Genomic DNA, 20,991 nt, shown 5'->3' on the forward strand with positions numbered 1-20,991 from the left:
TTACGAGCGTACGGGGCAGTCAGAACCAATGAGTACCGAGCCGAACACGACAGGGGCAGGCACCGAGGCGCCGCAGAGCCACGCCTTCCAGGCGGAGGTCGCGCGGTTGCTCCATCTCATGGTGCACTCGGTCTACTCCAACAAGGACATCTTCCTCCGCGAGCTGATCTCCAACGCAGCCGATGCCTGCGAGCGTTTGCGGCACGCAGCCCTCACCGATCCTTCGCTGCTGGGCGAAGACACGGAGTTCGGCATTCGCCTGGAGGCGGACGAGGCCGGCCGCAGGCTGGTGGTGTCCGACAACGGCTCGGGCATGAGCCGACAGGAGCTGATCGACAATCTGGGCACCATTGCCCGCTCCGGCACCAAGGCCTTCATGGACCGGCTGGGCGAGGGCAAGGACGGGACGGCGCTGATCGGCCAGTTCGGCGTCGGCTTCTATTCCGCCTTCATGGTGGCGGAGAAGGTGGACGTGATCAGCCGGGCCGCGGGCAGCAGCGAAGCCTGGCAGTGGAGCTCCGACGGGCTCGGCGCCTTCACGGTGGAGCCGGCCGGGGACGATGCGGATGTGCCCGCGCGCGGAACCCGCGTGATCCTCCATCTCAAGGACGATGCCGCCTCCTATGCGCGGCCTGCCACCATCGAGCGGATCGTGCGGGCCTACTCCGCGCATGTGCCGGTGCCGATCACGCTGGCCGTGCCGCCAGCGGAGGACGGCGAGGAGGCCGAGCCGCGCCGCCTTGCCGACGGCACCGCGCTGTGGACGCGCTCGAAGTCCGAGATCGGCGAGGAGGAGTATCGCGAGTTCTACGGCCACGTGTCCGGCCAGTTCGACGAGCCGGCGATGACCGTCCACTATCGGGCGGAAGGGCGGCACGAATATTCCGTGCTGCTGTTCGTGCCGTCGATGAAGCCGTTCGACCTGTTCGACCCCGACCGCAAGGGACGGGTGAAGCTCTATGTGCGCCGGGTGTTCATCGCCGATGACGTTGACCTGCTGCCGGCATGGCTGCGCTTCGTGCGCGGCGTCATCGATTCCTCCGACCTGCCGCTCAACCTGTCGCGCGAGATGCTGCAGCACAATCCGGTGCTGGACGCGATCCGCAAGGGCGTGACCAACCGGCTGCTCGGGGACCTGCAGAAGCTGTCGGAAAGCGATGCAGCGGCCTACGAGAAGGTCTGGGAAACCTTCGGTCCGGTGCTGAAGGAAGGCATCTACGAGGACTTCGAGCGCAAGGACAAGCTGCTCGCTCTCGCCCGGTTCCGCAGCAGCTCCGACAAGGGGCAGAGCTGGCGTTCGCTCCATGACTATGTGGCGGACATGAAGGAGAACCAGACCCAGATCTACTACGCGACCGGCGCGAGCCAGGAGGCGATTGCCGCCAGCCCGCATCTGGAGGGCTTCCGTGCCCGCGGCGTCGAGGTGCTGTACCTCTCCGATCCGGTCGATGCGTTCTGGGTGCAGATGGTGGAAGGCTTCGAGGGCAAGCCGTTCCGCTCGATCACGCAAGGGGCCGCCGAGCTGGACGCCATCCCGGTCAGCGAGACGGAGAGTGATGCGGAAAAGAAGGCCGAGGCCGGGGATACCGATATCGGTCTGGTCACGGCGTTCCTGAAGGAGACGCTCGGCGAGCGGGTGTCGGATGTGCGCAGCTCGTCGCGGCTCGCCGAAAGCCCGGTCTGCCTCGTTGCCCCCGAGCATGGGCCGGACCGGCAGTTCGAGAAGCTGATGTCGCGGCAGGGCGACGGGCGGGCGCGCCTTGCACCGGTGCTGGAGTTCAACCCCTCGCACGAGTTGCTGTCGCGTCTTTCCTCGGCGCTGGCCGGCAGCGGCGACAAGGGCAAGCTTGAAGATACCGCCTGGCTGCTGCTCGATCAGGCGCTGATCCTCGACGGCGAGGTACCGGCGGATCCGGTCGCCTTCGCGCGTCGGCTGTCCACGGTGATGTGCCGCGGCCTTTGACCTGATCGAGGCGGATATCCCAAAGATGCGGGGAGGCGCTCTTGCCTTCCCGCATCACCCGGCGTTGAGAATGACCGGGATCATCGAGGCAACGAGCAGAACTGCCATCGTGACATTGAAGAGCCGTGCTGCCCTGGGCTGCTTCAGAAGTTCGCCGACGGCCGCGCCAAAGGCGAGCCAGGGCAGGCAGCCGAGGGCCGCGGCAACGATAAAGACGCCGGCGAGAATGCCGGCCTGCTGCAGCACGCCGCCGCTGCCGGGATGCATGTAGGTTCCGATGGCGCCAGCGGCGATCAGCCAGGCCTTGGGGTTGACCCATTGGAACAGGGCGGCGCCGACGAAGCTGCCACGCCGTTCCACCGGCTTGTCCTTTGCAGGTGTTGTCTCGTCCGTCCTGCCGACCGGGGCAGAGCCGATCTTCCAGGCGAGCCACAGGAGCACGACGAGGCCGACTATGCGGATCGCGTCCATCACATGGGGCAGGGTGAAGACCGTGCCGCCAAGGCCGACGGCGAGCGAGAAGATCATCGCCGCAAAGCCGAAGACGATGCCCCACAGGGTCGGCATGCCCTTGCGAAAGCCGGCGGATCCGCCAATGGCCGTCAGCAGCACGTTGTTGGGGCCTGGCGTCACCGAGGCGACGAAGGCGAAGGTGGCAAAGGCGACGAGCTGGTCGGATGTCATGAGTGCCGATCTCGCGGTGGGGCGCCCGGTGTCCGGGTGCGGCGGGGCAGGTTGCGGCACGATATTCATTCTGAACCTGCATTGCCAGCGCAAGGCCGGGAGGTTCGGCCGGCGGGGGCGATCTGCGCGGCGCTTGAATCCGCTTCGTCGTTCCACGAGGATGCGCCGTCCGCGCGCTGGACGCGGCCGAGGGAGGAACTGACGTGTTCGAGCTGAAGGACGTGGAGATCCTCCAGGATATCGTCCGGGCAGGCGGGTTTCGCGCTGCCGCCGCGAAATACGGGCTCTCGCAGTCGGCGATCTCGAACCGGGTTCTGGCCCTGGAAAAGCGGCTCGGCATCCAGCTGTTCGACCGAGGTCGCCGCCAAGTCCGCCTGACGCCGGTCGGGCGTCGCTTCCTGGAGGAGGCGCAGCGGCTGAGCGCGGCGAGGGACCGATTGATCCAGGAGATCACGCGGCCCGGCGGGCTGAGCGGCACCATTCGCATCGGCGTTGCCGAGACCATCGTCCACACGATCCTCAGCGAGTTGCTGAACCAATTGAAATGCGCGCACCAGCGTGTGCGCTTCGAACTGTCGGTCGATACTTCGCGCGAGCTGGGCCTGGCGCTGGCCGACGACGGGCTGGACGTTGCCATCATGCTGCGCGAGAGCGTGCCGAGCGGGGCGGCCGTAGTGCCGTTGCAGCGCCAGCCGCTCGGCTGGTACGGGGCTGCCTCCGACAAGGAAGGCGAGGATGCGGCGGCGGGCGAGCCGCTGACGCTGACCGACCTGGCCCGGCAGACCATCGTTTCCTTTCCCAAGGGCACGCCACCGTTCCGCGAGCTCGAGGGGTTGCTGGCAGCCCCCGACCTGCCGCCGCCGGACCTGCACGGATCGGCCAGCCTGTCGACGGTCCTGCACCTGGTTGCCGACGGGTTCGGCATCGGCGTGCTGCCGGTGCGCATTGCAGAGGCCGATCTTTTCCGCTCGCGAATCCGGCCGCTGAAGGTCGTGGAGGGTGCCCGCCTCAGCGCGTTGCGGTTCGTCGTCGCCTATATGCCGGACCGGAATCGGGAGGTGGGAGAAGAGGTTGCGGCCGTCGCGCGCGCATGTGATCAAAATGATCTTGAAAGAAGATCATAAAAATCTTATATCGATAACTTGACAAGATCATAACGACTGGCAATCCTCACGAGGTAACGTGAGGAGGTTGCCAGCGTGCCTGCATCTGTCGCCCTTGACCGCACCGCATCCGAACAGGATGCCTTCCGTGGTCTGTCTCCCGCCGATCTTCGCGTCAGCATCAGGACGGGCCGGTTCCGCGGTCCGACCGCCGGCTACGGCCAGGGCTGCCTCCAGGGGAACCTGGCGATCCTTCCGGCTGCACTCGCCGGCGACTTCCTGCGCTTCTGCACGCTCAATCCCAAGCCCTGTCCGCTGATCGGCATGTCCGAGCCCGGCAATCCGGCCATTCCCTTGCTGGGTGCGGATCTCGATATCCGCACCGACGTGTCCGGCTATCGCGTGTTTCGCGCGGGCGAGGAGGGATACACCTCGGTGCCGGACCTTTCGGACGTGTGGCGCGACGACCTCGTTTCCTTCGTGCTCGGCTGCTCGTTCTCCTTCGAGGCGGCCATCGTGCGGGCCGGCATTCCCCTGCCGCATTTCGAGGGCGGCAAGAACGTGCCGATGTACATCACCAACCTGCAGACGGCGCCGAGCGGCCCGTTCGGCGGACCGCTTGTGGTGTCGATGCGCTCCTTCCATCCTTCCGATGCGATCCAGGCGGTGCTGCTGTCCGATCGCTACCGGCTGGCGCATGGTGCGCCGGTCCATATCGGCGATCCGGCCGGCATCGGCATTGCCGACCTGATGAAACCCGATTTCGGCGAAGTCCCGGAGCTTGCTCCCGGAGCAATCCCCGTGTTCTGGGCCTGCGGCGTGACCCCGCAGATGGCGATCCGCCAGGCCCGTCCGGAGATCGCCATCACCCATGAGCCCGGCCACATGTTGGTGACCGATCTCTCTGCCGATGCTGCCGAATTCACGCTCGGCGGCGTCTGGCCCGCTTCGAAGTGAACGAAAACCAGAGGAGTCCCACATGAAGCGCATTGCCTCCAGCCTGCTCGCGGCCACGGCCCTGTCGTTTGCCGCATTCGCCCCGGCTTCCGCCGAAACCCTGTCGGTCGTCGGCAGCTGGTCCAACCTTCCCCTGCACCAGAAGTTCGAGGCTCCGTTCTGGACCGAGACCCTGCCGGCCGCATCGAACGGCGGTATCGAGGTGCAGATGACCACCCACAACCAGATGGGCATCCAGGGCGGGGACGTGTTCCGCATGCTGGGCGACGGCGTGTTCGACGTGGGCATGACGGTCGCCGACTATGCGGTGGGCGATGCTCCCGAGCTCGAAGGCCTCGATGTGCCGCTGATCGCCACCACCGCCGACGAGGCTCGCGCCATGGTCGCGGCCGCCCGCCCGATGGTCGAGGACATCTACCAGCAGCGCTTCAACGCCAAGGTCCTGGCGATCGCGCCGTATCCCCCGCAGGTCGTCTTCTGCAAGGGCGACGTTTCCTCGCTTGAAGACCTGAAGGGCAAGAAGATCCGCGGTTCGGGTCGCATGACCACGAAGTTCCTCGAGGCGCTGGGCGCCGAGGGCGTCAATGTGGCCTTCTCGGAAGTGCCGGGCGCGCTCGAGCGCAGCGTCATCGACTGCGCCGTCACCGGTTCGGGTTCGGGCTACAGCGCCGGCTGGTGGGAAGTCACCGACACCTTGATGAACCTGCCGCTCGGTGGCTGGGACTCGGTCGTCACCGCCGTCAACCTCGACCGCTGGAACGCCCTGCCGGAAGAGACCCGCACCCTGATCGAGACCCAGATCAAGGAGAAGTTCGAGACCCCGGCCTGGGATTCCGTTGCGGCCTCCGTCGCCACCGACACCGCCTGCCTGACCGGCAATGGCGAGTGCCCGGCCGGCAAGCCGGCATCCATGAAGCTGGTCGAGGCGAGCGAGGCGGATGTCGCCACCGCGCGCAAGATCCTGACCGAGACCGTTCTGCCGGAGTGGGCCGAGCGGGCCGGTGCGGACTGGGTGAAGCGCTGGAACGACAGCGTCGGCCAGACCACCGGCGTCACCGTCAAGTGACGGCCTGATTCAAGAGGGGGCCGCGACATGACGGACAATCTTGCCGCGGCCCTCCGCCGCATAAATTCCGGACTTGCCCTGCTGGTCGGCATCGTCGTGCTGGTGACCGCAGGCTTCGTGATCGTCGACATCACGCTAAGACAGTTCGGCCATTCGTTCGGCGGTTCGGACGAAATCTCCGGATATGTGATGGCCGCGGTCGCAAGCTGGGGCCTGTCCTATGCGCTGACCGAACTTGCCCATGTGCGCATCGATCTGGTGCGCCAGAAGCTGCAGACGCGCGGGCGGGCCATGCTCGACATCTTCGCGATGAGCATGGCCGCCGGCACGGTCTGCATCATCGCCTATCAGGCCTGGCCGGTTCTGGAAAAGACGCTGGTTCGGGGTTCGCGGGCCAATACGGCCCTGGAGACACCCCTGTGGATCCCGCAGGCCGTCTGGTTCTCCGGCTGGGTGTGGTTTGCCATCTCCTCCTGCCTCCTGGTCCTGCTGGCTGTGGCCACCGTGCTGCGCGGCGATTTCCAGAACGCCGACGCGATGATCGGCGCACGCGGCGAAGCGGAGGATGGCAAATGATCGGAAGCGTCGCCATCGCCCTACTCGGGCTCCTTTCGCTGTCCATTCCCGTCGGCATCGTCCTGTTCCTGCTCGGCTTCGGCATTTCCGAGTTCTTCTCGGTCTTTCCGCTGATCCGTGGCCTCGGGCAGGTGGTCTGGTCGGCGTCCGATTCCGCCACGCTGATCGCGATTCCCTTCTTCGTGCTGCTCGGTGAGATCCTTGTGCGCGGCGGCATTGCCGAGAAGACCTATGGCTCCCTCGACAAATGGGTGTCCTGGCTGCCGGGCGGGCTGGTCCATGCGAATATCGGCACGGCGACGATGTTCTCCGCCACCTCCGGCTCCTCCGTCGCAACCGCCGCGACGGTCGCCACCGTGGCCATGCCCCAGGCCGAGCGGCTGGGCTACGATCCCAAGTTGTTTTCCGGAGCGATTGCCGCCGGCGGCACGCTCGGTATCCTGATCCCGCCGTCGATCAACCTGATCGTCTACGGCTTCCTGACCGAGACCTCGATCCCGCGCCTGTTCCTGGCCGGTCTCCTGCCAGGCCTGCTGATGGCGGTCGCCTTCATGATCGTGACGGCGGTGCTGTGCAAGATCCGCCCCTCGCTTGGCGGTCCGAGCCGCAGCTTCACCTGGGGCGAGCGTTTCGCGGCCCTCGTCCAGCTGGTGCCGATCTTCATCCTGTTCACGGTGGTGATCGGATCGATCTATGCGGGCTGGGCCACGCCGACCGAGTCGGCGGCCGTGGGCGTTGCCATGGCCCTGCTGATCGCGCTGTTCAACGGCGGCGTCTCCTCGGCGATGCTGCGCGAGAGCCTGCTCGGCACCGTGCGCATCACCGCGATGATCATGCTGATCATCACTGGCGCCTATTTCCTCAACTTCACGCTGGCCTCGGCTGGGCTCGGCCGCGAGCTTCAGGACCTGTTCGACAGCCTGAACCTGTCACCCTTCGGCACGCTGCTGGTGGTCATCGTCCTCTACATCGTTCTCGGCTTCTTCATCGAGACGCTGTCGCTGATGGTCGCGACCATTCCCATCGTCGTGCCGATCATGGTCGGGCTCGGCTACGACAAGGTCTGGTTCGGGGTGATGATGATCGTGCTGGTGGAAATGGCGCTGATCACGCCGCCCGTCGGGCTCAACCTCTACGTGGTGCAGGGCGCGCGCAAGTCCGGCTCGCTGAGCGAGGTGATGCTCGGCTGCATCCCCTACGTCCTGGTGATGCTCGCCATGGTCGCCGCCCTCATCGTCTTCCCGCAAATCGCCCTGTTCCTGCCCGGATCGCTCTGATCCGGCGCAGGCGCAGGCCCTTTTCCCTTTTTCAAGGAGCTTCCCATGGAGTTCACCCTGAACGGCGCGCCGCTTGTCGCCCACGTTGCTGACCTGACCGTCGCCGGCTGGACCGGCCGGGATCCGGAGGCGATCCGTCATCACATCGACGAGCTGGCGGAAATCGGCGTGGCGCCGCCGTCCACCGTGCCGCTCTACTATCGTACCGCCGCAGATCTCCTGACGCGCGAAAGCCGCATCCAAGTCGTCGGCGGCGGCACCTCCGGCGAGGTCGAGCCCTTCCTGCTGGCGAAGGACGGCGTGCTTCATATCGGTCTTGCCTCCGACCATACGGACCGCGACCTGGAAGCTCATTCCGTGGCGCTGTCCAAGCAGGCTTGCGCGAAGCCCGTGGCCGGCGAACTCTGGCTGTTCGACGAGGTTGCGGGGCATCTCGATGCGCTTGAACTGCGCTCGTGGATCAAGGAGGATGCGGCCGGTGACTGGATCCCCTATCAGGACGGCAAGGTCGGCTCGATCCGCCCGCTCGCCGATCTGATCGAGGGGTCGGGAATGGATGCCGCCCGCGAGCGCGGTGACTGCGTCGCCATGCTGTGCGGAACGCTCGGCGCCATCGGCGGCGTGCGCCCGGCGGCGGCGTTCAGGATGGAGCTTCGCGATCCGGTGCTCGGCCGCAGCATCGGTCACAGCTACGAGATCACGGTTCTGCCGATCGTCGCCTGAGGCAACGGTCGCAGGACAGCTGCCGCCGGCGGACGGTCCGCGCGGCACAGGAGGAGACAGGTGAATGGGTGAGATTGTCGAGAAGGCCAGGGCTGCGATCGGACGCGTCGAGGCTCTGGGAGACGCGGCATCGGCGCTCTTCACCGAGTTCTCTCCCACCCGCATCCTGCAGGCGGCGGCCGAGGCGGAGGCCCTTGTCGCGTCCGCCGACAGGCCGCTGCCGCTCGCCGGGATGCTGGTCTCCGTCAAGGACCTCTACGACGAGGCGGGCCAACGCACTACGGCGGCCTCGCTGCTGCTGAAGGACCGGGAGCCGGCAACCGAGGACTGCCCGGTCGTCGCACGGATCAAGGCGGCCGGCGGCGTGCCGTTCGGCCGGACCACGATGAGCGAGTTCGCCTATTCGGGCGTCGGCATCAACCCGCATTACGGTACGCCGTCGAACGTCTTCGAGGAGGGCGGCATTCCCGGCGGCTCGACCTCGGGCGGCGGCGTGACGGTGGGCCTTCGCCTGTGCGAGATCGCGCTCGGTACCGACACCGGCGGCTCGATCCGCATTCCCTCTGCCATCAACGGCCTCTACGGCTACAAGCCGAGCCAGGACAAGGTGCCGCTCGACGGCGTGCATCCGCTGGCCGCTTCCTTCGATACCTGCGGCCCGCTGGCCACCGATTTCGCCACAATGCTGGCGGCCTATCAGGTGATGAGCGGCGGTGATGCGCCCGGTGTCGAGGCACCGGCCGGCAGCCTGCGTCTGGCGGTGCCGGAGAACGCCTTCACCAACGATCTGGACGAGTGGTCGTGCGGCCACTTCGAGGCGGCCAAGGCGCGCCTTGCCGAGGCGGGCCACGAGCTCGTGCCGCTCGGTCTGGGGTTCCTGCACGAAGCGCTGCTGCTCAACAAGATCCTCGTCTCCGCCGAGGCCCATGAGCTCTACAAGGATCATCTCGACACGCTCGTCAGCGTCGGCGATCCGCGGGTGCTGACCCGCATCCGCTTCCGCGAGACGCTGAGCGACGACGAGCTGGCCGAGGCGAGGGCCGCACGCCTCGAGGTCATCGCGCGCACGGCGGAGGCGCTGTCGGGTTTCGACGCGATGATTGCCCCGACGCTGCAGATCCGCCCGCCCAGCATCGCGGATGCTCTGGCGGATTTCGACCGCATCAACGCGGCGATGCTGCGCAACACCTCGTTGCTGAACCTTGCCGATGCTTGCGCGATGTCTATGCCGACGCACACCACCGGTGCCGGTCGTCCCGGCGCGCTGATGATCGGTGGGATCAAGGGGCATGACGAGCGCGTGTTGTCCGTCGGCGCAAGGCTCGACCGGGACCTCAACGGCGGCGACTGATCACGCTTCGCCATCCCTTGGAAACCGGCGATCCCGGATGGGATCGACCGGATGCTGGGTCATGTCCAGGTGCAGCGCGCGTCCCGTGTAGGGATGCGCGCGGGCAACGTCCTCGTCGAGCTCAACGCCGAGGCCCGGCGCATCGGGCACGATGACGTAGCCGTTCTCCCAGCGCAGCGGCGTCTTCAGGATGTCGGCGTGGAAGCCGTCGAACCGGCGGATCGATTCCAGGATCAGGAAGTTCGGCGAGCAGGCGGCTATCTGGATGTTCGCCGCGGCGACGATGGGCCCGCAATAAAGGTGCGGCGCGATCTGGGCATGCCAGGCCTCCGCCATTCCGGCGATCTTCTTGGCCTCCAGCAAGCCGCCGACGCGGCCGAGATTCATCTGCAGGATCGAGGCGGCGCCCGTCGACAGCAGCCGGGCGAACTCCCATTTGGTACAAAGCCGCTCGCCGGTCGCAACCGGGATCGCGGTTCCGCGCGCCACCTTCGCCATTTCCTCCGGCATGTCGGGCGGCACCGGCTCCTCGAACCAGAGCGGATCGTAGGGCTCGATCCGGCGGGCAAGGCGGAGCGCGCCCGATGCGGTGAACTGGCCATGGGTCCCGAACAGGAGATCCGCCCGGTCGCCGACCGCCTCGCGGATGCGGCGGCAGAAGAGTTCGCTGCGCTCGAGATCCTCCAGATCCGGCTGGCGCCCGCCATGCACGGAGTAGGGGCCGGCAGGATCGAACTTCACCGCCGTGAAGCCCTCCTCGACATATTCGGCGGCGCGCTCGGCCGACAGGTCCGGATCGCCGTAGAAGGCTGCGTGGTCCTCGTCGCCCTTCGGGTAGAGATAGGTGTAGGAGCGCAGCCGTTCGTGCACACGCCCGCCGAGCAGGGCATGAACCGGCTTGCCGAGTGCCTTGCCGATGATGTCCCACATCGCCATTTCGAGGCCGCTGACCACCCCGCACATGGTGGGGTCGGGGCGCTGGGTGAAGCCGGAACCGTAGGCCCTGCGGAAGAAGACCTCGATGGCGAAGGGATCGGCCCCGTCCAGATAGCGGGCGAAGACATCCTCGGTAAGACGCGTCATCGCGTCGGGACCGAAGCTCGCCGCATAGATCTCGCCATAGCCGACAATACCGCAGGCCGTGGTGAGCTTGACGAAGACGAAATAGCGGCCGCCGAAGCCGGGCGGCGGATTGCCGACCACGAATGTCTCGAGTCCGGCAAGCTTCATCGCGTTTCCTCCTGATCGCGCGTTGGTCGGCCCCTTCAGGCTAACGGCGATGGGGAGGATGTCCAGACGCGCGAAAGCGACACGGGCGGTCGCTTTCGCGCAAGGGATATCAGGCCCAGCGGACCTGCGCGCCCAGCTCAGTCAGCTTCTCGACGAAGCGCGGGTGGGCGCGGCGGATCGGGTCGGCCTTGCGGATGGTCGACTGTCCCTCAACCTGGATCGCGGCCAGGAAGAGGCCGAGCACGACGCGGATGATGTAGGGCGCCTCGACTTCCGCCGGCCGCAGGTTGTTGCCGCCGAAGACGATCAGGCGGTGGGGGTCGGACAGGTGCACCCGGGCGCCGAACTTCGCCAGCTCGGAGCTCCAGGCCAGCGCGCCCTCGTAGATCTTGTTCCAGAACATGATCTCGCTGTGGCAGCCGACGGCGACGCCGATCGCCTGCGGCAGCAGGTCGGCCGGGAAATACGGCCAGGGAGCAGCCTCGATCTTCGGCAGCATCTCGCGGGTATAGGGGCGCGAGATCTCGCGGGTCCAGCCGGTGACGGTGATCGAGTCGTCCGTGGTCTCGAATTGCAGGCCGAGCTTTTCAAACTGGCGCAGGATCAGCGTCATATGCGGGGTGATGTCGGTCTTGACGGTCAGGCGGCCGCCGGTGACCCCGCCGATTGCGAGGAAGGTCGCAACCTCGTGGTGGTCGTCCGGCACCCGCACGCGGGTTCCGGACAGACGCTCGACACCGGTCACGCTCAGGCGCGAGGTGCCGAGGCCGTCGATCTTCGCACCCATCGAGCGCAGCATCTCGCACAGCGCCTGGACATGCGGTTCGGAGGCCGCGTTCATCAGCACGGAAGAGCCCTCCGCCGTGGCGGCGATCATCGCGAAGGTCTCGGTCGCGGTCACCGACGCGTAGTCGGCCCAGATCGCCTGGCCCTTGAGGCGGTCCTCGCGGCGGATGTCGTAAGGGTGCGTCGCAACGATGCGGGCGCCGAACTGCTCCAGGATCTCCAGATGCGGATCGATCTCGCGCAGGCCGAGAGCGCAGCCCTTGGCGTCGGTGTCGAAGGTGAGGGTGCCGGTGCGCACCATGACGGGGGCGAGCAACAGCACGGCGGAGCGGATGCCGAGCGGCAGGTCTGCATCGCGGTCGCGGAAGGCTTCGAAGTCGTGACGGATGGTCAGGGTCGCGCCGTCGTCGGCACGAGCGACGGTCGAGCCCATGCTCTCGAAATAGGCGAGGATCTTGGCGACGTCGCTGATCTCGGGGACGTTCTCCAGCGTCACCGGCTCGTCGGTGAGCAGGGTGGCGCAAAGCATCGGCAAAACGGCGTTCTTGTTGCCCGACGGACTGACGGTCCCCGAGATCGGGTGTCCGCCGTCGACGATAAGGTCGGCCATGAAAAAGTGCCTCCGGATGGAAGGGGCAGGATGTTGCCCGTTTCCTAATGGAGAATCCGGTCAACGGCAAACGGCAGTTCCATGGCAATCGCGTGGCCGTGCCGGGATGCCGTCTTACGCAGCGATCTCAAGGGCGGTGCCGGCGGCCAGAAGCCGCTCGGTGATCTCCGGCGGCGGAGCCATGTCGGTGACGATCCGGTCGACGTCGAGGAAGCCCGCGACCCGCACCAGCGCGCGGCGGTTGAACTTGCTGTGGTCGGTGATGACCGTGCGCGTCTCGCCGCAGCCGAGCACCGTGCGGGCGAAATCCGCCTCGGCAAGGTGATAGTCCATCAGCCCGCCCACCGGATCGATGGCGGCGATGGAGATCACCACATGGCGGACGCGGAAGGCGGAAACGAAGTCGATGGCCGAGCGGCCGAAGGCGGCGCCGTTGTCGCCATGCAGCTCGCCGCCGGCCATGTAGACCTTGTTGCCGTTCACGGTCGCCAGGGTCCTGGCGACGTCCGACGAATTGGTGACGATGGTCAGACCGGTCTTGCCGCGCAGTTCGCGCGCCAGCACGCTCGTCGTGGTGCCAGTGTCCATCATGACGCTGTCGCCGTCGGCGATGCCTGCCGCGACATGGCGGGCGATGCGGATCTTGGCGTCGAGGTTCTCCCGCATGCGACGCTCGAACGGGGCCTCCATGTCCTGCCGCGCCAGGCTGACCAGCCCGTGCGACTTGACGATCTCACCGGTCTCCACCAGCGAGCGGATGTCGCGGCGGATCGTCTCCAGCGAGACGTCCAGCTCGGCCGCCAGGTCGGCGATGCGGGCGCTGCCCGAGCGGCGGGCGCTTTCCAGGATCAGGGTCTGACGCTTGCTGAAGGCCATGGCACCGGTCGCAGTGGATTGATTTGGCTGAATGTGTGGCTTTTGTGGCAATATCGGTCATTCAATATCAAAAAGCCACATCAATTGACGTATTTGCCAATTTTATCCCTCAAATCCATTGACAGGTTTGGCAGTCGAGGTGACGATCCTGTGACGGCGCCGAAGAGATCCGACAAGGGCGGGCGCTGCCTCCAGAGCGCATACAGAGGGAACCAGCCATGACACATGTCCGCCCGGCGGCAGCGATCCTGTCCGCCCTGATGGCCGCAACCGTCCTTGCAGGGACGCCCGTGCGAGCTGCGGAAAGCACAGACCCCATCCGCCTGACCCTGCACGACTGGACCGGCCAGCTGATCACCACGCAGATCATGGGCGAGGTGCTGAAGAAGGCCGGCTACAACGTCGAGTACGTCCAGGCCGACTACATTGCCCAGTTCGCCGGCCTGAAGACCGGCGATCTGCATGTGGCGATGGAGATCTGGGAGACCACCGGCCGCGATGCGCTGGACGAGGCGACCGCCACCGGGCAGGTCGAAAATCTCGGCGACAGCGGCATGCTGGCCATCGAGGAGTGGTGGTACCCGAGCTACATGAAGGAGCTCTGCCCGGGCCTGCCCAACTGGGAAGCGCTGAAAAGCGATGCCTGCGCTGAGGCCTTCTCCACCGCAGAGACGGCGCCGAAGGGCCGGTATCTGGGAGCTCCGGTGACCTGGGGCGGCTATGACGACGAGCGTGTCGAGGCGCTCGATCTGCCGTTCGAGGTGGTTCACGCCGGGACGGATGCAGCGCTCTTCGCCGAGCTGGAATCGGCCTATCAGCGCAAGGCGCCGATCATCCTGTGGGTCTATGCCCCGCACTGGGCGCCGCAGAAATACGAGGGCGAGTGGATCGAGTTCCCGACCTACGAGAAGGCCTGCTACGAGGATCCCGCCTGGGGCTCCAATCCGGACATGGCCTATGATTGCGGCAAGCCGCGCGGGCCGATCTGGAAGGTCGCCTGGTCGGGCGTGAAGGAGAAGTGGCCCGGCGCGCACAAGGCGATCTCGGCCTTCTCCGTCGACAATGACGAGATGGGCGGGATGATCACCAAGGTCGACCTCGACGGACAGAGCGTCGAGGACGTGGTTGCCGCCTGGATGGAAGCCAATACCGGCCGCTGGTCGGAGTGGATCAAGTAATACCCTTGCCCGACTGGCTGTCGCCGTCTTCCGTCCCCGGGGCGGCGGCAGCCTCTTTTCGCCCTGACGCGGATCCGCCAGAGCTTTCTGCGGCGGGCAGTCGAGGGCGGGACACGCAAGCCGAGGCTTTCCACCCGTGACCACTTCAATGCAGCAGGGCGCAGCGCCCGCAGCCGCGCCATCCGTGACAAAGCTCGAATGCCGCTCGGTCTGGAAGCTGTTCGGCGCCGGTGCCGAAGGCTACCCGATCGACCGCCCTGAGGCCGCGGACAGCGGCCGGTTGGCGCAGGCCGGACTGGTCGGCGCGGTGCGCAACGTCAATCTCGGTGTCCGTGAGGGCGAGATCTTCGTGATCATGGGGCTGTCCGGCTCCGGCAAGTCGACGCTGGTGCGCTGCCTGTCGCGGCTGGTCGAGCCGACCCATGGCGAGATCCTGTTCAACGGCGAGAACCTGCTCGCCGCCAGTCCGAAGCGGATGATCGAGATCCGCCGCCACCACATGGGCATGGTGTTCCAGCACTTCGCGCTGCTGCCGCATCTGTCCGTGCTGGGCAATGTCGCCTTCCCGCTAGAGGTGCAAGGCGTGGGGCGTGCGGAGCGCGAGGCGCGGGCCCGGCAGATGATTTCGCTGGTGGGACTGGAAGGGCGCGAGGGCTTCTTCCCGCGCGAGCTGTCCGGCGGCCAGCAGCAGCGGGTGGGCATTGCCCGTTCGCTCGCGGTGGAGCCGGAACTGTGGTTCCTCGACGAACCGTTCTCCGCGCTCGATCCGCTGATCCGGCGCGAGATGCAGGACGAGTTCATCCGCCTGCAGTCGGTGCTGCGCAAGACTATCGTCTTCATCACCCACGATTTCGACGAGGCGATCCGCCTGGCCGACCGCATCGCCATCATGAAGGACGGCGCCGTGGTGCAGGTCGGTACACCGGAGGATCTGGTGCTGCGGCCGGCGGACGATTATGTCGCTGAGTTCACCCGTGGGGTGGCGCGGGCGAAGGTCGTCCGCGTCGGCAGCCTGATAGAGGCAGGCGTTGCCCCGACAGATGCGCCGACGGTCGAGGAGGGCGCGCCCATTGCCGATACCGCCTCGCTCTTTGCCGGCGGCTTGCAGGAAATAGGCGTGCGTGCGCGCGACGGACGGGTGCTCGGGCGCCTGACCCGTGATGCGGTCGTCACCGTGATGATGCAGGGCTGAGCATGAGCGAGGCCGCCAGCATCGCACGCTCGCCAGCCGCGCCTGTCGCCCCCGCCGGTTCCGGCAGCCGGGAGATCCGCCGCCGCTGGCAGATGGTCTGGGGCATCGGCCTGGTCGCCTTCGTCCTGCTCTGGCAGTTCGGCGAGCCCTATGCCGGCTGGGCCTTCGACATACCGCGCGGCTGGCGCATTCCGCTGCAGCGCTGGATCGGCGCGGCGATGCGCTGGCTGGTCGAGGATGCGAGCTTCGGCCTCTTCACCTTCACCGATTTTACCCGCTTCCTCGCCGCAATGGTCGAGGCGCCTTACCGTTTTGTCCTCGGTCTGCTGTCAACCGGCATTCTCGATGGGCGAGGCAGCGCCGCCGTGCAGCTTCTGCCGCCGCTGTCCTGGATCGCGGTCACCGGCATCGCGATGCTGATGGGCCACTATGCCGGCGGGCGCCGGCTCGCTCTCCTCGTCGGCGGCTGTTTCGCCTTCCTGGCGATATTCGGCCAGTGGACCAGCGCGATGGTGACGCTCGCCTCCATCCTGATCGCCGTGCCGGTCGGGGTCGTCGGCGGGCTGCTGCTGGGCCTCGCCGCCTTCCGCTGGCGGGTGTTCGACAAGGCCTTGCGGCCGGTGCTCGACCTGATGCAGACCGTGCCGGTCTTCGCCTATCTGGTGCCGATCCTGTTTCTGTTCGGCTTCGGCCCGACGGCGGCCATCGTCGCGACGATCATCTATGCCCTGCCGCCGATGACCCGCATCAGCCTGCTGGCCCTGCGCGCCGTGCCGGAAGAGGCGCATGAACTCGGGCGGATGACCGGCTGCTCGCGGCGGCAGATGACCTGGCGCATTCTGGTGCCGAGTGCGCGGCCTGGGCTGATGGTCGGCGTCAACCAGGTGATCATGCTGTCGCTCAACATGGTCATCATCGCCTCGATGATCGGCGCGGGCGGGCTCGGCTTCGACGTGCTGGCGGCCCTGAGGCGGCTCGACATAGGTGCCGGCATCGAGGCGGGCCTTGCCATCGTCGCACTCGCCATCGCACTCGACAGGCTGAGCCAGGCTTTTGCCGGCCGCCGTCCCGAGCACGAGGCGGAAGGCGCGCAGCGAAAGGGGCTGCTTGCGCGCCACCCCTATACGGTTGCCGGTTGTCTGCTGGTGCTGATCACGGCCCTTGCCGGCCTCGTCGCGGCGCCTATCCAGGCCTATCCCAAGGCCCTGCAGCTCTCCACCGGCTCGGTCGGCAGCGACATCGTCGGCTGGATCAACGTCAACTTCTTCGACCAGATCGAGGCGGTGAAGAACGCGCTGCTGCTCAACATCCTGGTTCCGGTGAAGCGGTTCCTCGCCGGCCTGCCGTGGCTTGGCGTCACCGGGCTGCTGGGCCTGCTCGGCTGGCGGCTCGGCGGCTGGCGGCTGGCGCTTCTGGTCTGTGTGCTCGCCTCGCTGATCGCCTTCACCGGCCAGTGGGAAAAGGCGATGGTGACCGTTTATCTGTGCGGCATCTCCGTCGTCATCGCCTGCATGATCGGCATTCCCGTCGGCATTCTCGCTTCCACGCGCGAGCGGTTGTGGAAGGGCGTGGAACTGGTCATCGACACGCTGCAGACGCTGCCGTCCTTCGTCTACCTGATGCCGGCGGTGATGCTGTTCCGCGTTGGCGACTTCACGGCCATGATCGCGGTCGTTGCCTATGCGGTGGCGCCGGCCATCCGCTACACCGCGCACGGGCTGCGCCAGGTGAACCCGCAACTGGTCGAGGCGGGGCTCGTCGCGGGGGCGACGCCGTGGCAGCTGATGACCAAGATCCGCCTGCGGCTCGCCCTGCCGGAGATCCTGCTCGGCATCAACCAGACCATCATGCTGGCGCTGTCGATGCTGGTGATCACCGCTCTTGTCGGCACGCGGGACCTTGGCCAGGAGGTCTATATCGCGCTCACCAAGGCCGATACCGGGCGCGGTCTCGTGGCCGGTCTTGCCGTCGCCTTCATCGCCATCATCGCCGACCGGCTGATCGCCGCTGCCGCAGAGCGCAGCCGGCAACGGCTCGGCCTCGACGACACTGCAGGAGGACGCTCATGAGCGATGCGCCCGGCACCGCCCCGACGCGTGACAGGATCGCCGCCCTGCCGGTCTGGTCTGGCCCCATCGAGATCGAGCCGCTGCATGGCGGGCTCTCCAATGCCAGCTTTCGCGTTCGCGATCGCGAAGGGGCCTTCGTGGTGCGCCTCGGCCAGGACTTTCCGTTCCATCACGTGGAGCGGGCGCGAGAGACGATGGTGACCCGGGCCGCTGTCGATCTCGGCCTTGCACCGGAGCTGGTGCATGCGGAGCCCGGGATCATGGTCTCCCGCTTCATCGACGGGCACACCTTCGGGCCTGAAGACGTCCGTGCCCGGCGGGCCGATGTCGCGGCGCTCATCCGGCGCTTCCACACCGGCATGGGCGCACGGGTCAGCGGGCCCGGCTTCATCTTCTGGGTCTTCCACGTCATCCGCGACTATGCCCGCACGCTGGTCGCCGGCAACTCGCGCATGGCGGGCCGCTTGCCGGAATTCCTCACTGTAGCGCAGGAGATGGAGGAGGCGCAGGTGGCGCTGCCCATCGTCTTCGGTCATCACGACCTGCTGCCCGCGAACTTCATCGACGACGGCAATCGTCTGTGGCTGATCGACTTCGAATATGCCGGCTTCGGCACGGCGATGTTCGACCTTGCCGGCATCGCCTCCAACGCGGGCTTCTCGCAGCTGGAGACCGAAGACCTGCTGGCGGCCTATCTCGACGCGCCGGCGGATGAGGCCTTCCTGCATGCTCATGCGGCGATGCAGGTCGCCTCGCTGTTGCGCGAGACCCTCTGGAGTCTCGTCTCCGAACTGCATCTCGACGCGCCGGGCGTCGACTACGTCGCCTACACCGCAGAAACGCTCGCCGCCTTCGAGGCGGCGCTTGCCAGCTACCGCCTCCGTTTCGGAAAGGGTTAGTTCCATGTCGCTTCCACAGCAGGCCCAGATCGTCGTCATCGGTGGCGGCATCATCGGCTGTTCGACCGCCTATCATCTGGCGCGCGACCACAAGGCCGATGTGCTGCTGCTTGAACAGGGCAAGCTCACCAGCGGCTCGACCTGGCACGCGGCCGGGCTGGTCGGCCAGCTGCGCTCCTCCGCCTCGATCACCCAGGTGCTGAAATACTCCGTCGACCTCTACAAGCGGCTCGATGCCGAGACGGGTCTGGAGACCGGCTGGCGGATGACCGGCTGCCTGCGGCTCGCCTGCAACGAGGACCGGTGGACCGAGTATCGGCGCCTTGCCACCACCGCGCGCAGCTTCGGCATGGAGATGCATCTGCTCTCGCCCGACGAGGTGAAGGCGATGTGGCCATTGATGCGCGTCGACGACCTGGTGGGGGCGACCTTCCTGCCGACCGACGGGCAGGCCAGCCCATCCGACATCACCCAGTCGCTGGCCAAGGGCGCGCGCATGCACGGGGTTTGGATCGTCGAGGGCATCCGGGTCACCGGCTTCGTCATGGACGGGGCGCGCATCACCCATGTGGAGACGACGCAGGGGCGCATCGCCTGCGACACGGTGGTCAACTGCGCCGGCCAGTGGGCGCGGCAGGTCGGCGCCATGGCGGGCGTCAACGTGCCGCTGCAGCCGGTCAAGCACCAGTACATCATCACCGAGCCGATCAAGGGCATCACCTCCAACACCCCGACGGTGCGCGACCCGGACCGGCGCACCTATTTCAAGGAGGAGGTCGGCGGCCTGGCGCTCGGCGGGTATGAGCCGGACCCCATCGCCTGGACCACGGGCGATGTGCCGGACGATTTCCAGTTCCAGCTGTTCGAGGATGACTGGGACCATTTCGAGCAGCATCTGGTCAACTCGATCCATCGCGTTCCCGCGCTGGAGCAGACCGGCGTCAAGCAGATGATCAACGGGCCGGAGAGCTTCACGCCGGACGGCAATTTCATCCTCGGCGCGGCTCCCGAATGCGCGAACATGTATGTCGGCGCGGGCTTCAATGCCTTCGGCATCGCTTCGGGCGGCGGCGCCGGCTGGGTTCTGGCCGAATGGGTGATGAAGGGCGAGGCGCCGCTGGACCTTTGGAGCGTCGATATCCGCCGCTTCTCCGGCCTTCACAGCGACCGTGACTGGGTCTGCGAGCGCACGCTGGAGGCCTATGGCAAGCACTACACCATCGTCTTCCCGCATGAGGAATATGCGAGCGGCCGGCCGCGCATCGTCTCGCCGCTCTATGAGCGGCTCAAGGCGCGCGGGGCGGTGTTCGGCTCCAAGCTCGGCTGGGAGCGGCCGAACTGGTTCGCGCGTGCCCAGGACGAGCCGCGAGACGTCTATTCCATGGGCAGGCAGAACTGGTTCGACGCAGTCGGCGAGGAGCACCGGGCCGTGCGCGAGGCCGTCGGCCTGTTCGACCAGTCGTCCTTCGCCAAGTTCGAGCTGCGTGGGCCGGATGCGGCGGAGCAGCTGGAGTTCATCTGCGCCAACAAGGTCGGCAAGCCGGCCGGCCGGTTGACCTATACCCAGCTGCTCAACAGCCGCGGCGGCATCGAGTGCGACCTGACCGTCGCGCGCCTTGCCGACGATCTGTTCTACATCGTCACCGGCACCGGCTTCCGCACTCATGACGGAAGCTGGATCGCCGAGCACCTGCGTGCGGGCTCCAATGCGACCCTCGTCGACGTGACCGAGGAGTTCGGCACGCTGTCGCTGATGGGGCCGAAGGCGCGCGACGTGCTTGCCACGGTTGCGCCGGGCGCGGACGTTTCTGGCGAGGCGTTCCCCTTCGGCCATGTGCGTGTGATCGAGATCGCCGGGCATCCGGTGCGGGCCCTGCGCGTCACCTATGTCGGAGAACTCGGCTGGGAACTGCACGTGCCGATCGCCGCCACGGGCGCGGTGTTCGATGCCCTGATGGAGGCGGGCGCCTCGTACGGCATCCGTCCGGCCGGCTACCGCGCCATCGAATCCCTGCGCCTGGAAAAGGGCTATCGTGCCTGGGGCGCGGACATTACGCCGAACGACAGCCCGTTCGAGGCCGGTCTCGGCTGGGCGGTGAAGCTGCGCTCCGGCCTGCCGTTCCTCGGCCGGGAGGCTTCTGAGCGGATCGCGGGCGCGCCGCTGCGCAAGCAGCTCGCCTGCTTCACGGTGGAGGACCAGAGCGTGGTGCTGCTCGGCCGCGAGACGATCCTGCGCGATGGCGAGTTTGCCGGCTACCTGTCCAGCGGCGGCTACGGCTACACGGTGGACCGGCCGATCGGCTACGGCTATGTGCGCCGTGCGGGTGGTGTGAACGAAGCTTACCTGCGCGCCGGCAATTACGAGCTCGTCGTCGCCAATGAGCGGGTTCCGGCTCGGATTGAACTCGGGTCTCTCTACGATCCGCAGAATGCCCGCGTGAAGGCCTGAGG

At 66.9% G+C, this 20,991-nt stretch carries 17 protein-coding genes; 13 read left to right on the forward strand and 4 right to left on the reverse strand.

Going from position 1 to position 20,991, the window contains the following annotated elements:
* The first annotated feature begins 28 nt into the window (after window positions 1-28).
* Window positions 29-1,963: a molecular chaperone HtpG gene (gene htpG, locus ACVJ6E_RS14260; RefSeq protein ID WP_120269511.1), complete on the forward strand. Its 1,935-nt coding sequence runs from the start codon at window positions 29-31 to the stop codon at window positions 1,961-1,963.
* A 54-nt stretch (window positions 1,964-2,017) separates the two neighbouring features.
* Here htpG and ACVJ6E_RS14265 read toward each other — a convergent pair whose 3' ends face one another.
* Window positions 2,018-2,647 (reverse strand): LysE family translocator, encoded by a 630-nt coding sequence (locus tag ACVJ6E_RS14265; protein WP_158592712.1) that lies wholly within the window; start codon window positions 2,645-2,647, stop codon window positions 2,018-2,020.
* A gap of 203 nt (window positions 2,648-2,850) precedes the next feature.
* Between ACVJ6E_RS14265 and ACVJ6E_RS14270 the strand changes: the two genes are divergently transcribed.
* The 7 genes from ACVJ6E_RS14270 (at window position 2,851) to ACVJ6E_RS14300 (ending at window position 9,700) form a co-directional block, all read left to right on the forward strand.
* Window positions 2,851-3,771, forward strand: coding sequence for a LysR family transcriptional regulator (locus tag ACVJ6E_RS14270; RefSeq protein ID WP_120269509.1), 921 nt, complete (start codon window positions 2,851-2,853; stop codon window positions 3,769-3,771).
* Window positions 3,772-3,903: 132 nt separating this feature from the next.
* Window positions 3,904-4,707, forward strand: a complete 804-nt coding sequence (locus ACVJ6E_RS14275) for a putative hydro-lyase (protein ID WP_199681327.1) — start codon at window positions 3,904-3,906, stop codon at window positions 4,705-4,707.
* A gap of 22 nt (window positions 4,708-4,729) precedes the next feature.
* The gene (locus tag ACVJ6E_RS14280; RefSeq protein ID WP_120269507.1) at window positions 4,730-5,773 is read left to right on the forward strand and encodes a TRAP transporter substrate-binding protein; all 1,044 of its coding nucleotides are present in this window, start codon (window positions 4,730-4,732) and stop codon (window positions 5,771-5,773) included.
* A gap of 27 nt (window positions 5,774-5,800) precedes the next feature.
* On the forward strand, window positions 5,801-6,349 hold the full coding sequence (locus ACVJ6E_RS14285; RefSeq protein ID WP_120269506.1) for a TRAP transporter small permease: 549 nt from the start codon (window positions 5,801-5,803) through the stop codon (window positions 6,347-6,349).
* On the forward strand, window positions 6,346-7,626 hold the full coding sequence (locus ACVJ6E_RS14290) for a TRAP transporter large permease (RefSeq protein WP_120269505.1): 1,281 nt from the start codon (window positions 6,346-6,348) through the stop codon (window positions 7,624-7,626). The genes ACVJ6E_RS14285 and ACVJ6E_RS14290 overlap by 4 nt, the downstream gene beginning before the upstream one ends.
* A 45-nt stretch (window positions 7,627-7,671) precedes the next feature.
* Window positions 7,672-8,349, forward strand: coding sequence for a DUF2848 domain-containing protein (locus tag ACVJ6E_RS14295; RefSeq protein WP_120269504.1), 678 nt, complete (start codon window positions 7,672-7,674; stop codon window positions 8,347-8,349).
* Between the two features lie 64 nt (window positions 8,350-8,413).
* Window positions 8,414-9,700, forward strand: a complete 1,287-nt coding sequence (locus tag ACVJ6E_RS14300) for an amidase family protein (protein WP_120269503.1) — start codon at window positions 8,414-8,416, stop codon at window positions 9,698-9,700.
* Here the strand turns inward: ACVJ6E_RS14300 and ACVJ6E_RS14305 are convergent, their stop codons facing one another.
* From ACVJ6E_RS14305 to ACVJ6E_RS14315, 3 genes are all read right to left on the reverse strand, one after another.
* The gene (locus ACVJ6E_RS14305) at window positions 9,701-10,930 is read right to left on the reverse strand and encodes a mandelate racemase/muconate lactonizing enzyme family protein (RefSeq protein WP_120269502.1); all 1,230 of its coding nucleotides are present in this window, start codon (window positions 10,928-10,930) and stop codon (window positions 9,701-9,703) included.
* Between the two features lie 109 nt (window positions 10,931-11,039).
* Entirely contained in the window at window positions 11,040-12,326 is a 1,287-nt protein-coding gene (locus tag ACVJ6E_RS14310) for a UDP-N-acetylglucosamine 1-carboxyvinyltransferase (RefSeq protein WP_120269501.1), read from the reverse strand.
* A 114-nt stretch (window positions 12,327-12,440) separates the two neighbouring features.
* Window positions 12,441-13,202 carry a DeoR/GlpR family DNA-binding transcription regulator gene (locus ACVJ6E_RS14315; protein ID WP_120269500.1) on the reverse strand — a complete coding sequence of 254 codons (762 nt, stop codon included), beginning with the start codon at window positions 13,200-13,202 and terminating at the stop codon, window positions 12,441-12,443.
* A gap of 260 nt (window positions 13,203-13,462) precedes the next feature.
* Here ACVJ6E_RS14315 and ACVJ6E_RS14320 point away from each other — a divergent pair, with 260 nt between their 5' ends.
* The 5 genes from ACVJ6E_RS14320 (at window position 13,463) to ACVJ6E_RS14340 (ending at window position 20,989) form a co-directional block, all read left to right on the forward strand.
* Window positions 13,463-14,380: an ABC transporter substrate-binding protein gene (locus ACVJ6E_RS14320; RefSeq protein ID WP_120269745.1), complete on the forward strand. Its 918-nt coding sequence runs from the start codon at window positions 13,463-13,465 to the stop codon at window positions 14,378-14,380.
* Between the two features lie 148 nt (window positions 14,381-14,528).
* Window positions 14,529-15,572 carry a glycine betaine/L-proline ABC transporter ATP-binding protein gene (locus ACVJ6E_RS14325; RefSeq protein WP_120269499.1) on the forward strand — a complete coding sequence of 348 codons (1,044 nt, stop codon included), beginning with the start codon at window positions 14,529-14,531 and terminating at the stop codon, window positions 15,570-15,572.
* Between the two features lie 2 nt (window positions 15,573-15,574).
* Window positions 15,575-17,641: an ABC transporter permease subunit gene (locus ACVJ6E_RS14330; protein ID WP_208996734.1), complete on the forward strand. Its 2,067-nt coding sequence runs from the start codon at window positions 15,575-15,577 to the stop codon at window positions 17,639-17,641.
* Window positions 17,638-18,540 carry a choline/ethanolamine kinase family protein gene (locus ACVJ6E_RS14335; RefSeq protein WP_120269498.1) on the forward strand — a complete coding sequence of 301 codons (903 nt, stop codon included), beginning with the start codon at window positions 17,638-17,640 and terminating at the stop codon, window positions 18,538-18,540. The genes ACVJ6E_RS14330 and ACVJ6E_RS14335 overlap by 4 nt, the downstream gene beginning before the upstream one ends.
* A gap of 4 nt (window positions 18,541-18,544) precedes the next feature.
* Window positions 18,545-20,989: a GcvT family protein gene (locus tag ACVJ6E_RS14340; RefSeq protein ID WP_120269497.1), complete on the forward strand. Its 2,445-nt coding sequence runs from the start codon at window positions 18,545-18,547 to the stop codon at window positions 20,987-20,989.
* Window positions 20,990-20,991 lie beyond the last annotated feature (2 nt).

This window comes from Stappia sp. G46H5W, from assembly GCF_058448995.1.